Source organism: Modestobacter roseus (assembly GCF_007994135.1).
GTDB lineage: Bacteria > Actinomycetota > Actinomycetes > Mycobacteriales > Geodermatophilaceae > Modestobacter > Modestobacter roseus.
This window is the reverse complement of the sequence record NZ_VLKF01000001.1, coordinates 1,969,485-1,982,001: the sequence shown is the minus strand read 5'-3', so window position 1 is coordinate 1,982,001 and position 12,517 is coordinate 1,969,485. Positions and strand designations below refer to the sequence as shown.

General features: G+C 74.1%; 12 protein-coding genes. 6 read left to right on the top strand and 6 right to left on the bottom strand.

The window, feature by feature from the left end:
* Positions 1-66 precede the first annotated feature (66 nt).
* The 5 genes from JD78_RS09470 to JD78_RS09450 all read left to right on the top strand — a co-directional run bounded on the left by JD78_RS09470 (position 67) and on the right by JD78_RS09450 (position 4,126).
* On the top strand, positions 67-1,950 hold the full coding sequence (locus JD78_RS09470; RefSeq protein ID WP_153356384.1) for an ABC transporter ATP-binding protein: 1,884 nt from the start codon (positions 67-69) through the stop codon (positions 1,948-1,950).
* Between the two features lie 113 nt (positions 1,951-2,063).
* The gene (locus JD78_RS09465) at positions 2,064-2,333 is read left to right on the top strand and encodes a hypothetical protein (protein WP_153356165.1); all 270 of its coding nucleotides are present in this window, start codon (positions 2,064-2,066) and stop codon (positions 2,331-2,333) included.
* A 101-nt stretch (positions 2,334-2,434) separates the two neighbouring features.
* Positions 2,435-2,905: an SgcJ/EcaC family oxidoreductase gene (locus JD78_RS09460; RefSeq protein WP_153356168.1), complete on the top strand. Its 471-nt coding sequence runs from the start codon at positions 2,435-2,437 to the stop codon at positions 2,903-2,905.
* Positions 2,902-3,720, top strand: coding sequence for a sulfurtransferase (locus JD78_RS09455; protein ID WP_153356171.1), 819 nt, complete (start codon positions 2,902-2,904; stop codon positions 3,718-3,720). The genes JD78_RS09460 and JD78_RS09455 overlap by 4 nt, the downstream gene beginning before the upstream one ends.
* Positions 3,721-3,748: 28 nt before the next feature.
* The gene (locus JD78_RS09450) at positions 3,749-4,126 is read left to right on the top strand and encodes a hypothetical protein (protein ID WP_153356174.1); all 378 of its coding nucleotides are present in this window, start codon (positions 3,749-3,751) and stop codon (positions 4,124-4,126) included.
* A 54-nt stretch (positions 4,127-4,180) separates the two neighbouring features.
* On the opposite strand, the gene JD78_RS09445 is transcribed toward JD78_RS09450, so the two are convergent.
* The 5 genes from JD78_RS09445 to JD78_RS09425 all read right to left on the bottom strand — a co-directional run bounded on the left by JD78_RS09445 (position 4,181) and on the right by JD78_RS09425 (position 10,209).
* Complete coding sequence (locus JD78_RS09445) at positions 4,181-4,687, bottom strand: FBP domain-containing protein (RefSeq protein WP_153356177.1); 507 nt, start codon at positions 4,685-4,687, stop codon at positions 4,181-4,183.
* Between the two features lie 333 nt (positions 4,688-5,020).
* Entirely contained in the window at positions 5,021-5,182 is a 162-nt protein-coding gene (locus JD78_RS09440; RefSeq protein WP_153356180.1) for a hypothetical protein, read from the bottom strand.
* Positions 5,183-5,830: 648 nt separating this feature from the next.
* Positions 5,831-6,556: a sirohydrochlorin chelatase gene (locus tag JD78_RS09435; protein WP_153356183.1), complete on the bottom strand. Its 726-nt coding sequence runs from the start codon at positions 6,554-6,556 to the stop codon at positions 5,831-5,833.
* Between the two features lie 19 nt (positions 6,557-6,575).
* Positions 6,576-7,337: an SDR family oxidoreductase gene (locus tag JD78_RS09430; RefSeq protein WP_153356186.1), complete on the bottom strand. Its 762-nt coding sequence runs from the start codon at positions 7,335-7,337 to the stop codon at positions 6,576-6,578.
* Positions 7,338-7,344: 7 nt separating this feature from the next.
* Entirely contained in the window at positions 7,345-10,209 is a 2,865-nt protein-coding gene (locus tag JD78_RS09425; protein ID WP_153356189.1) for an aconitate hydratase, read from the bottom strand.
* A 240-nt stretch (positions 10,210-10,449) separates the two neighbouring features.
* Here JD78_RS09425 and JD78_RS09420 point away from each other — a divergent pair, with 240 nt between their 5' ends.
* Positions 10,450-11,484, top strand: a complete 1,035-nt coding sequence (locus JD78_RS09420) for a phosphatase PAP2 family protein (RefSeq protein ID WP_153356191.1) — start codon at positions 10,450-10,452, stop codon at positions 11,482-11,484.
* 25 nt (positions 11,485-11,509) lie between these two features.
* Here JD78_RS09420 and JD78_RS09415 read toward each other — a convergent pair whose 3' ends face one another.
* Positions 11,510-12,274: an IclR family transcriptional regulator gene (locus JD78_RS09415; protein ID WP_243731009.1), complete on the bottom strand. Its 765-nt coding sequence runs from the start codon at positions 12,272-12,274 to the stop codon at positions 11,510-11,512.
* Positions 12,275-12,517: the final 243 nt, after the last annotated feature.

Genomic DNA, 12,517 nt, shown 5'->3' with positions numbered 1-12,517 from the left:
GCACGATTACGCCGTTACACAGCGCGTGGCGGAGTGCGGGAAGGTGGTGCGCGGGTGGACGGCTCGATGACCTCCATGGCCGCGATGCGGTCGTTCAGCCGGGACTCCTCGGTCACCGCCCGGGAGATCCCGAAGGGGACGGTGCGGCGGATCCTCGCGATCGCCGGGCCTTACCGGCGCGAGCTGATCGCCTTCCTGTCGCTCGTCGTCTTCTCCTCGGTGATCGCCGTGGTCACCCCGCTGCTCGCCGGGGACATCGTCAACCGGATCGCCGGGCTCGAGGGCACCGCCGGCGGGATCGTCCGGATCGCTCTGTTCATCGCCGGCCTGGCGGTGCTGGACGCGGGCAGCTCGCTGGCCCAGCGCTGGTACTCGGCGAAGATCGGCGAGGGCGTCATCTACGACCTGCGCGCCCGGGTGTTCGCCCACGTGCAGCGGATGCCGGTCGCCTTCTTCACCCGCACGCAGACCGGCGCGCTGGTCAGCCGGCTGAACAACGACGTGATCGGTGCCCAGCGCGCGTTCACCTCGACGCTGTCCGGCGTCGTCTCCAACGTGATCGCCCTCGTGCTGACCGCCGGGGTGATGCTCACGCTGTCCTGGCAGATCACCCTGCTCTCGGTCGCGATGGTGCCGTTCTTCGTGGTGCCGGCGCAGCGGGTCGGGAAGCGGCTGCAGTCGATCACCCGCGAGTCCTACGGGCTGAACGCGTCGATGAACGCCACGATGACCGAGCGGTTCAACGTCGCCGGGGCGCTGCTGGTCAAGCTGTTCGGCCGCCCCGAGGCCGAGGCGGAGTCGTTCCGCGGCCGGGCCGCCCGGGTGCGCGACATCGGCGTGCTGTCGGCGATGTACGGCCGGGCCTTCTTCACCGCGCTCACCCTGGTGGCCGCGCTCGCCACCGCGCTGGTCTACGGGCTGGGCGGCTGGCTGGCGTTCACCGGCTCGCTCTCCGCTGGTGACGTCGTCGCCCTGGCCCTGCTGCTCACCCGGCTCTACGGCCCGCTGACCGCGCTGGCCAACGTGCGGGTCGACGTGATGAGCGCGCTGGTCAGCTTCGACCGGGTGTTCGAGGTGCTCGACCTGGAGCCGATGGTGGCCGAGGCACCCGACGCCGTCCCGGTGCCGACCGCGGACCGATCGGTCGAGTTCGACCGGGTGTCCTTCCACTACCCGGCCGGCGGCGAGGTGTCGCTCGCGTCGCTGGAGGACGTCGCCGTCCCCGAGCACGGCGCCTCGGCGGACGTGCTGCACGAGTTCTCCTTCCGGGCCGAACCGGGGCAGCTGGTCGCCCTGGTGGGCAGCTCCGGGGCGGGCAAGTCGACGATCGCCGCCCTCGTGTCGCGGCTGTACGACGTCACCGGCGGGGCGGTGCGGGTCGGCGGGGTCGACGTCCGCCAGGCCACCAGCGACTCGCTGCGCGACGCCATCGGCGTCGTCAGCCAGGACGCGCACCTGTTCCACGACACCATCGGCGCCAACCTCCGCTACGCCAAGCCGGACGCGACCGAGGAGGAGCTGTGGTCGGCGCTCACCGGGGCGCGGATCGCGGCGCTGGTGCACTCGCTGCCCGACGGGCTGGACACCGTGGTCGGCGACCGCGGGTACCGGATGTCCGGTGGGGAGAAGCAGCGGCTGGCGATCGCCCGGGTGCTGCTCAAGGCGCCCGGCATCGTCATCCTGGACGAGGCGACGGCCCACCTGGACAGCGAGTCCGAGGTCGCCGTCCAGCGGGCGCTGGACACCGCGCTGACCGGCCGGACGTCGCTGGTGATCGCCCACCGGCTGTCGACCATCCGCAACGCCGACCAGATCCTGGTGGTGGACGACGGCCGGATCGTGCAGCGGGGCACCCACGAGGAGCTGCTCGCCGCCGGCGGTCACTACGCCGACCTGTACCGGACCCAGTTCGCGGGCGCCCCCGCCGCCGGGGAGCGCACCGCCGTGTAGCGGCCGGACGGCGGTGGCGTGACGGCTGCGTGCTCGACGCGCGCGCGGCACCCGGCAGGTGCAGGCTGTGGCCCGACGGCGCCAGCGTCCCCTCCGAGAACAGGGAGTCCGCCATGACCACTGACAGCAGGCCCATCGTCGCTTCCGGCAAGCCGTACCCGGTGATCTCCCCACCGGATTCGCTGGAGGCCTTCCTCGGTGACGCCGAGTTCACCCTGGACGGCACCGGCGGCCCGCTGGCCGTCCGCGGGCACGGCGTGCCGCTCGACGGGGACACGGTCCGTTTCCACGAGAAGGCCGTCCTCGGCGGGAAGGACGTGCGCGTCTGGCACGTCCGCCGGCAGGGTGAGGGCTTCACCGCCGAGCACGTCGCCGCGTTCTGAGCCGTCGACCGTTCCCGCGACGGCGGGCCGCGGACCGTCGAGGTCGGCTGACGACTAGCGTCACTCCTGAACCACGTGCACCACGTCCCAGGAGTTGAGCGTTGAGCGCAGGCCATCCCCACGACACCCAGATCCGGGCGCTGTACGCCCGCTTCCTGGCCGGGTGGAACCAGCGCAGCGGCGCCACGGTCTCCTCGGTCTTCGCCGACGACGGCGACCTCATCGAGCTCGACGGCACGATCCACAGCGGCCGGCTGCAGATCGCCTCGGACATGCGGCGGCTGTTCGCCGAGCGCGCGACCCCGACGTTCGTCGGCATCGTGCGCTCGCTGCGCCCGCTCGGTGACCACACGGCGGTGCTGTACGCGGTCGCGGGGATGGTCCCGCCGGGCGCCCAGGCGCTGGAGCCGGCGCTGCACACCGTGCACTCGCTGGTGGCCGCCGAGGAGGGCGGCCGCTGGCGGATCGCGGTGCTGCAGAGCACCCCGGCCCGCTACGGCGGTCGCGCCGAGGTGATCACCGCGCTCACCGCGGAGCTGGAGGCGGCGCGGCACGGGGGCACCTCGGCGTGACCGTGCTGACGTCGGTCGCCGACCTGCTGCGGGACCCCGCGCCGGTGCTGCTCGACGTCCGCTGGCAGCTCGGGTCGGACACCGGCCGCGACGACTACCTGGCCGGCCACCTGCCCGGCGCGGTCTTCGTCGACCTGGACACCGAGCTGTCCGCCCCGGCATCGCCGCAGGCCGGGCGCCATCCGCTGCCCTCGGTGCAGTCACTGCAAGCGGCCGCCCGGCGCTGGGGCATCTCGGCCGGGTCGCGGATCGTCGTCTACGACGCCGGGCCGGCGACGGCGGCCGCCCGGGCCTGGTGGCTGCTGCGCTGGGCCGGGCTGGGTGACGTGACCATCCTGGACGGCGGGCTGGCGGCGTGGACCGCGGCGGGCGGCCCGGTCGAGGCCGGCGACGTCGTCCCGGTGCCCGGCGACGTGAGGCTGACCGGTGGCGCGATGCCGGTGCTCACCATCGACGAGGCGGCGGCGCTGCCCGGCGAGGGCGTGCTGCTCGACGCCCGGGCCGGGGAGCGGTACCGGGGCGACCTCGAGCCGATCGACCCTCGCGCGGGTCACGTGCCGGGAGCGGTCAACGCCCCGACGACGGCGAACGTCGGGCCGGACGGCCGGTTCCGTGCAGCCGCTGTACTGAGACGGCAGTTCGCCCAGGTCGGTGCGGTGCCGGGGACGCCGGTCGGGGTCTACTGCGGCTCCGGGATCACCGCCGCGCACGAGGTCGCCGCGCTGGCCCATGCCGGCATCGCGGCGGCGCTGTGGCCGGGGTCGTGGTCGCAGTGGGCCAACGACCCCACCCGTCCCGCGGCGACCGGCCCCTGACGGGCAGGCGTGCCAGTAGCCTGCCGCCGTGACCACGACCGTCGCCGTGCTGGGTGTGATCGTGCTCGGTTGTCTCGCCGTCTTCCAGGCAGCCCTCGTCGCCGGTGCTCCGCTGGGGCGCTTCGCCTGGGGTGGGCAGCACGTCGTGCTCCCGACGGGGTTCCGCATCGGCAGCGCGGTCTCCATCGCCGTCTACGGCGTGATCGCGCTGGTGCTGCTCGAGGCGGCCGGCGCGCTCGACGTCGTGCCGGAGGGCTTCGTCGACGTGGCGCTCTGGGTGCTGACCGGCTACTTCGCGCTGGGTGTGGCGATGAACGCGGCCTCCCGCAGCCGGCCGGAGCGGCTGGTCATGACGCCGGTGGCGCTGACACTGGCCGTCGTCTGCCTGGTGCTCGCGCTGGACTGAGCGACCCGGGCCGAGGTCGGGCACCGGGATGGTGGGCGACCCCGGCCCGGGTCGTCAGGCCGTCCCGGCGATCTGCTGGACGAACGCGGTGGCGCGGTCGCGCAGACCGGCGATCCGCTCGGCGACCAGCTGCTCGCTGATCGCCTCGACGCCGTCGCCCGCCTCCGAGCTGGTCGGTGGCCGGCGGACGTTCGCCGAGCAGGAGAAGTCCTCGCAGACGAGCGTGCCCAGCGTGTTGCCCGTGCGGCCCGAGGCGCCGCCACGGCGAGCCACGTAGAGCGTGGCGCGCACCGACGACAGGTCGCGGCACCAGGCGCACAGCGCCTTCCGGCGGACGCCGCTCGCCGGTGCGGCACCGGCGCGCAGCAGGACGCCGGCCGGCTCGCCGGCCAGCTCCAGCACCGCGTACGCCGCCAGCGGTGCCTTCCGGTCGTGCCAGCCCAGGTAGTCCAGGCGGTCCCAGGGCACCGCGTCGAGGTCGGGGAGGACGGCCGAGCCCGCCTCGCGGCGGCTGGCGTTCACGAAGGACGAGCGGATCTGCTTCTCGGTCAGGGGGTTCATGGGGGTCGGCTCCAGACGAGTGGGCCGCACCGCCGGGCCGTCGTCACTGCGGACAGCGCGGCGCCGGGCGGGCGGGGAGAACGGGACGCTGCCGCGCCTCCGCCCGCCGGACCGCTCGCCGCGGACACGTCACCGCTGGGCGGGACGTGCTGGGGGGAGGGTCAGGGGCGTCGGACGCGGGTCCGGCGCGCGGTCGGGCAGGCCAGCACGGCCACCTCGCTCCCCGCGGCCACGCTGCGCACGCGTCCACCCCTCGTCCCCGTCGGCCGCCTGCTGACGGCCGGCCGACGACGGTACGCCCTGCGGGACCGTCCGCCCAGCGGATTACCGCGATCAGGTCCGCTCGGTCCGGGCTGAGCGCTCCTCCTCGGCCCGCACCTCGCCGTGGTGCGTGCGCAGCGCGTTCAGCACGGCCCGGTTGACCACCGAGTACAGCAGGAAGAAGAAGCCGGCGAGCAGTACGAGGTACAGGGCGAGCGCCGAGAACTGCAGCATGAAGCGGGAGGCTAGCCGAGCCCGGGCACGCGCCCGGTCAGCCGGCGCTGCCGTGCGCGGGCGGTGAGCTGACGCGCGGGAGCGATCGGTCGGTCTCGTCCTCGATGTCGTCGGCGGCCGGGAGTCCGATGCCGTCGGACCCGGGCCCGCGGCGCACGGCTCCGCGGTCGGCGGTCGTCCTGCCGCCACTGGGGGGGAGGCGCCCAGCCAGGATCGCGCACCCACTCGCGCAGCCCCAGGACGAGCCACAGGAGAGCCCCCACCACCATCAGCGTGACGCAGAGCCAGATGCCCGGGTTGACGAACCACGGGACTGCGTTGCGGGCTCCCGGGCACGGCGTGGAGAAGGGCTGCGAGAACAGGCCCTCGGCCGGGGTGGTCAACCAGGTGCGGTCATCCTCCCGGGTCCTGTGGCAGACGTCGGCCGCGCTGACACGCAGGAACGGCGAGTGCTTCCACCCCACGATGCCCAGCACCGGCAGCGGGAGCAAGGGGATGAGGGCCACCAGCCCCCACCACTCGCTTCGGCGCCAGATCGGCGGCTCTCCGGGCCCAGCTCGGCGGGCGTTCATCGCTTTCAACGTAACGAGACGGACACCGCACGGGCGGCGTCTGTGATCCCGGCCCGTGCGTGTCGTGGTGGTCCGGTCAGCCGGCGCTGAGTTCGGACGCCGGGGTGACGGCGGCGTCGTAGCGGTCGAGCAGGACGGCGGCGATGCGCTCGTCGGGCAGCAGGGGTGCGGTGACGAGATCGGCGCCGGCGCCCTGCAGCTTGTCGTGGAAGTGTCCCGGGGCCAGCAGGTAGGCCGCCACGACCACCCGCTCCGCGCCGGCCTTCCGGGCCGCGGCGACCGCGTCGGGCACGGTGGGCTTCGCGGCCGAGCCGTAGCCGGTGGTCACCGGCCCGGCCCAGTCGCGCTGCAGGAACCCGGCGGTGCGCTCCACGTCGGCCACCGAGCGGGCGTCGCTGGAGCCGGCGGCGGCCAGCACGATGGCGGTCCGCGGGTCGCGCGGGTCGGTGCCGGCCTGCAGCAGCCGGTCGGTGAGGACGGCGGCCAGCCGCGGGTCGGGCCCCAGCGGGCGGGCGGCCAGCGCTTGCGGGTGGGCGGCGACGGCACCGGCGATGTCGACGTGCACGTGGTACCCGCCGGACAGCAGCAGCGGGACGACGACCGCGGGGGTGGTGTCGTCGGCCAGCCCGCGCACCACGTCGACCACGGTGGGCGGCTGCACGTCGACGAACGCCGCCGTCGTCCGGATGCCCGGCCGCTGCGCGCGAGCGGCCAGCGCCAGCTCGGCGATCAGCCGCCGTCCGGTCGGGTTGCGGGTGCCGTGGGCACAGGCGACCAGGACGGGCTGCGGGGATGCGCTCACGAAGAACTCCTCGGGGTGGTCAGAGCGCGCGGGTGACGCCGCCGTCGACGGCGATCATCGTGCCGGTCACGTAGGACGCGGCGGGGGAGAGGGCGAACGCGGCCACCCGGCCGAACTCCTCCGGTCGGCCCACCCGGCGCAGCGGGATCGCCGCCTCGGTGCGGGACCGGGCGGCCGCGGGGTCGCCCGAGGCGGCCTCGATCTCGGTGATCCGGTCGGTGGCGATGGTGCCCGGCAGCAGGCCGAACACCCGGATGCCGCGGGGCCCGAGCTCGTCGGCCAGCGCCTTGGCGGTCATCGCCAGCCCCGGCCGCAGCCCGTTGGAGATCGCCAGCGAGCCGATCGGCTGGCGCACCGACGTCGACAGCACGAAGCCGATCGCCGCGCCCTCGGCCAGGTGCGGCACGAGGGCCCGGACCAGCCGCAGCGGGCCGAGCAGCACGCTGTCCACCGCCGACCGCCACGCGTCCTCGCCGACCTCGAGCACCGATCCGGATGCCGGGCCGCCCACCGAGAGCAGCGCGCCGTCGACCCGGCCCAGCCGGTCCAACGCTGCGGTCACCAGCTCCTCGGCGGCGTCGGGCTCGGCCAGGTCGGCCGGGACGCCGAACGCCGCCGGCCCGCCCCCCAGGGCGGACACGGCGGCGTCCACGGAGTCGGCGCGGCGCGAGCTGATCAGCACGCGGGCGCCGTCGTCGACCAGGGCCCGGGCGGTCGCGAACCCCAGCCCCCGGCTCGCGCCGGTGAGCAAGATCCCGCGACCGCCCAGCCCCAGGTCCATGCGGTGCTCAGCTCTCGCGGAGCGACCGCAGCACGTACTGCATGATCCCGCCGTTGCGGTAGTAGTTCGCCTCACCGGGGGTGTCGATCCGGACCCGGGCGTCGAACTCGACGGCTGCACCATCGGACGGCTGGGCCTGGACCTTCACCGTGCGCGGGATCGACCCGTCGTTCAGCTCGGTGATCCCGGTGATGGTGAACTCCTCGTCGCCGGTCAGGCCGAGGGACTCGCGGTCGGCGCCCTCGGGGAACTGCAGCGGCAGCACGCCCATGCCGATCAGGTTCGACCGGTGGATGCGCTCGTAGCTCTCGGCGATGACCGCCTTGACGCCCAGCAGCGCCGTCCCCTTGGCCGCCCAGTCGCGCGACGAGCCGGAGCCGTACTCCTTGCCGGCCAGCACGACCAGCGGGATGCCCTGTGCCTGGTAGGCCTGGGACGCGTCGTAGATCGACGTCGTCTCACCGGTCAGGTGGTTCTTGGTGACGCCACCCTCGGTGCCGGGCACCAGCTGGTTGCGCAGCCGGATGTTGGCGAACGTGCCGCGGATCATCACCTCGTGGTTGCCGCGGCGCGACCCGTAGGAGTTGAAGTCGCGGCGGGAGATTCCGTGCTCCTGCAGGTACTTCCCGGCCGGGCTGTCGGCCTTGATGGAGCCGGCCGGCGAGATGTGGTCGGTGGTCACCGAGTCGCCCAGCACGGCGAGCGTGCGAGCGCCGGTGATGTCCTGCACCGGGGTCGGCTCGGCCGGCATGCCGTCGAAGTACGGGGGCTTGCGGACGTAGGTGCTCTCCGCGTCCCAGGCGAACGTGTCACCGGTGGGCGTGGGCAGGTTCTGCCACTGCTCGGTGCCGGCGAACACGTCCTGGTAGCTGTCGCCGAACTGCTCGGCCGACACCGACGCGTCGATGACCCGCTGCACCTCGTGCGGCGAGGGCCAGATGTCGCGCAGGTAGACGTCCTGCCCGTCGGTGCCCTGGCCCAGCGGCTCAGTCGTCAGGTCCAGGTCCATCGTGCCGGCGAGCGCGTAGGCGATCACCAGCGGCGGGGACGCCAGGTAGTTCATCTTGACGTCGGGGTTGATCCGGCCCTCGAAGTTCCGGTTGCCCGAGAGCACCGAGACGACGGCGAGGTCGGCCTCGTTGACCGCCTTGCTGACCGGCTCCGGCAGCGGGCCGGAGTTGCCGATGCAGGTGGTGCAGCCGTAGCCGACCAGGTAGAAGCCGAGCTTCTCCAGGTACGGGGTGAGCTGCGACTTCTCGTAGTAGTCGGTGACGACCTTCGACCCGGGGGCCAGCGTCGTCTTCACCCACGGCTTGGTGGTCAGGCCGGCCTCGACGGCCTTCTTGGCCAGCAGCGCCGCGCCGATCATGACCGACGGGTTGGAGGTGTTGGTGCAGGAGGTGATCGCCGCGATCACCACGTGCCCGTGGTCGACGGAGGTCTCGGTGCCGTCCTCCATCACCACCCGGGTCGGCTTCGACGGGCGGCCGGTGTTCGAGCCGGAGACGGCGGCGTGCGGCTTGCCGGCCTCGCCGTTGCCGTGCGCGAACGGGCTGACCGGGTCCGAGGCCGGGAACGACTCGGCCGAGGCCTCGTCGGCCGCGGACTCGACACCGTAGGGCTGCTCGTTGGCCGGAACGCCGGGCGTGCGCTCCTCGCCGCCCACCTCGTCGTCGGCCACGTAGGCCGGCAGCGCCTCGCGCCAGGCCTCCTTGGCGTCGGTCATCGCGACCCGGTCCTGCGGGCGCTTCGGGCCGGCGATGCTCGGCACGACCGTCGCCAGGTCCAGCTCCAGGTACTCGGAGAAGGCCGGCTCGTGGGCGTCGTCGTGCCACAGGCCCTGGGTCTTGGCGTACGCCTCGACCAGCGCGATCTGCTCCGGCGAACGGCCGGTCAGCTCCAGGTAGGTGATCGTTTCGCCGTCGATCGGGAAGATCGCCGCGGTCGAGCCGAACTCCGGGCTCATGTTGCCGATGGTGGCGCGGTTGGCCAGCGGGACGGCGGAGACGCCGGCGCCGTAGAACTCGACGAACTTTCCGACCACACCGTGCCGGCGCAGCATCTCGGTGATGGTGAGCACCAGGTCGGTGGCGGTGGCGCCGTCGGGCAGCTGGCCGGTGAGCTTGAAGCCGACCACGCGGGGGATGAGCATCGAGACCGGCTGGCCGAGCATCGCGGCCTCGGCCTCGATGCCGCCCACGCCCCAGCCCAGCACGCCCAGGCCGTTGACCATCGTGGTGTGCGAGTCGGTGCCGACGCAGGTGTCGGGGTAGGCGAGGGTGCGGTCGCCCTCGGCCCGCGGGAAGACCACGCGGGCCAGGTGCTCGATGTTGACCTGGTGCACGATGCCGGTGCCCGGGGGGACGACCTTGAAGTCGTCGAAGGCGCCCTGCCCCCAGCGGAGGAACTGGTAGCGCTCGCCGTTGCGCTCGTACTCGATCTCGACGTTGCGCTCGAAGGACTCCGGGGTGCCGAAGACGTCGGCGATGACGGAGTGGTCGATGACCAGCTCGGCCGGGGCGAGCGGGTTGATCTTCTGCGGGTCGCCGCCGAGGTCGGCCATCGCCTCGCGCATGGTGGCGAGGTCGACGATGCAGGGGACGCCGGTGAAGTCCTGCATCACCACACGCGCCGGGGTGAACTGGATCTCCTGGTCGGGCTCCGCGTTCGGGTCCCAGTTGGCCAGCGCACGGATGTGGTCGGCGGTGATGTTCGCGCCGTCCTCGGTGCGGAGGAGGTTCTCCAGCAGGACCTTCAGGCTGAAGGGGAGCTTCTCGCTGCCCTCCACCGCGTCGAGCCGGAAGATGTCGTACTCGGTGCCGTCGACGTCGAGTGTCGACCGGGCTCCGAAGCTGTCCTTGCTGGCTGCCACTGCTTGCGCCTCACCCTCGCTGGTCCTGCGCGCGTTGTACTGCGCCTCGATGTGCCACCCGTCATCTTCCCAGGCCGCGCCGGTGCATGCGGAGCAAGGCCACCCTTCCCTCACCCTCGGTGAGTGGATGGGGGCGCCGACCGGGCCCGGGAAGTCACTGCGGCCCCGCGCGTCCCGCCTCGCGGCGTGCCGGGTCGCGGGCGCCCCACGACGGCGCAGGCCGCTCTAACCTGCCCCGCCATGACGACCGTCACCGGCCGGGCACCGTCGCCTGCGACCGCAGTCCCCACCGTCGCCGTCACGCGGCAGGCGCCGGCCGTTCGTGCGGGCGTCGTCCGCCGCTCACTCGGCGCCCTGCTGCTGGTGGCGTTCCTCGGCACCTGCGTGGCGCGCGGACTGCCCACCGACCGGCTGGTGCTGCTCGGGTGGGTGGTCGCCGCGCTGGTGGTGCACGCGCTGGGCCGGGGGCGCGCGGAGCTGCTGCGGCTGCTGGCCGACTGGGTGCCGCTGGCCGGGCTGCTGCTGCTCTACGACCTGACCCGCGGCCTCGCCGACGGGCTCGGCATGCCGGTGCACGTCGCCGAGCTCGCCGCCGCCGACCGGTGGCTGTTCGGCGGGGTGCTGCCCACCGCCTGGCTGCAGGAGCACTGGACGGCCTCGGCCTGGGCCGCGTTCGCCTCGCTGGTCTACGGCAGCCACTTCGTGGTGACGCCGGTGCTCCTCGCCGTGCTGTGGGTGCGCGACCGGGCCCGCTGGACCGGCTATGCGCGGCTGGTGCTGGGCCTGTCCGCGGCCGGGCTGGTCACCTACGTGCTGTACCCCGCCGCCCCGCCGTGGTTCGCCGCCCGGGACGGCGTCATCGAGCAGGTCGACCGGATCAGCAGCTCCGGCTGGGCGGTGCTCGGCCTGCACAAGGCCGGCGCGGTGCTCTCCTCCGGGCAGGCGCAGGTCAACCAGGTCGCCGCGGTGCCCTCGCTGCACACCGCCTTCGCGGTGCTGACCGCCCTGGTGCTCTGGCCGCTGGCCCGGCGGGCGTGGCAGCGGGCGGCGCTGGCCGGCTACGCGGTGTCGATGCCGGTCGTGCTCGTCTGGTCCGGGGAGCACTACGTCGTCGACACGCTGCTCGGCGCGGTCTACGCCGCCGCGGTGTGGGCGCTGCTGCCCCGGCTGGTGCGGTGGTGCGCGGGGGCGGCCCGGCGTCCGGCGCCCCCGGCGGTCGCGTCGTCGGCGCCGGTGGCGCTGCTGCCCCGGCCGCGGCGCAGCCCGGAGGCCTGAGCCACCCGCTGCGCCGCCGGCCCGGTCAGATGAGGTCGGGCTCCATCGTGCGACGCACGGTGCGCGGGTCGACCGTGCTCACCGACGGCGCGCCGAGCGCGCGGCTGATGCCGCGGGCGGTGGCCGCCAGCACCGGGATCAGCGCGTGGCTCTTCACCGCCTCGCGCTGGATGGTCACCCCGAGCGAGGCCACCACCTCGTCACCGGGGCCGCGGACCGGTACCGCGACGGCCAGCGCGCCGGCCGGTGGCAGCTGGTTCTCCGCGATCGCCACGCCGGTGCGGCGGACCTCGGCGAGCACCCGGCGCAGCTTGTCGACGTCGGTGATGGTGTTGGCGGTGAACCGGCGCAGCGGGGTGGCGAGCACCTCGCGCTGGACCTCCGGGTCGGCGTAGGCCAGCAGCACCTGGCCGGTGCCGGTGGCGTGCAGCGGCCAGCGACCGCCGAGCCGGGAGAGCACCCGGATCGCGCCGCGGGCGCGCAGCGCCTCCACGTAGACGACGTCGTGGCCGTCGCGGACCGCCAGGTGGATGTTCGCCCGGGTGGCGTGGTGCAGGTCGTCGAGGAACGGCAGCGCCAGCTCGCGCAGCTGCAGCCCGTGCGGGGCCAGGGCGCCCAGCTCGAGCAGGCGCAGGCCGATGGCGTAGCGGCCGTCGGGGCCGCGCTCCAGGGCACCCCACTGGCGCAGCTCGCCGACCAGCCGGTGGGTGGTGGTCAGCGACAGCCCGGTGCGGCGGCTGATGTCGGACAGCGACAGCGAGGCGTGCTCGGGCCCGAAGGCGGCGAGCACCGCCAGGGTGCGGCCGGCGGCGGTGGCCGGCGAGGCGGGGCGGCGTTCCCCGGGCCGCCCGTCGCGGAGGGGCGGCTGGGGCGGGTGGCCCCGTCGGTGGTGGTCGAGTGCAGCGGCATCGTTGCCGGCATGTCGTCCTCCTGGCTCGGACCGGGGTGGGCAGACCGGCGTTCTCTGGTGTCGTCGATCACAAATCTCCGGCTGTCCCAGCGTGCTTGTCAAGCACCGCGGATCGCACGGCGC

Coding starts and splice junctions, on each gene's coding strand:
- JD78_RS09470 (WP_153356384.1), top strand. CDS start 67: ATGACCTCCATGGCCGCGATGCGGTCGTTCAGCCGGGACTCCTCGGTC.
- JD78_RS09465 (WP_153356165.1), top strand. CDS start 2,064: ATGACCACTGACAGCAGGCCCATCGTCGCTTCCGGCAAGCCGTACCCG.
- JD78_RS09445 (WP_153356177.1), bottom strand. CDS start 4,687: ATGAACCCCCTGACCGAGAAGCAGATCCGCTCGTCCTTCGTGAACGCC.
- JD78_RS09440 (WP_153356180.1), bottom strand. CDS start 5,182: ATGCTGCAGTTCTCGGCGCTCGCCCTGTACCTCGTACTGCTCGCCGGC.
- JD78_RS09430 (WP_153356186.1), bottom strand. CDS start 7,337: ATGGACCTGGGGCTGGGCGGTCGCGGGATCTTGCTCACCGGCGCGAGC.
- JD78_RS09420 (WP_153356191.1), top strand. CDS start 10,450: ATGACGACCGTCACCGGCCGGGCACCGTCGCCTGCGACCGCAGTCCCC.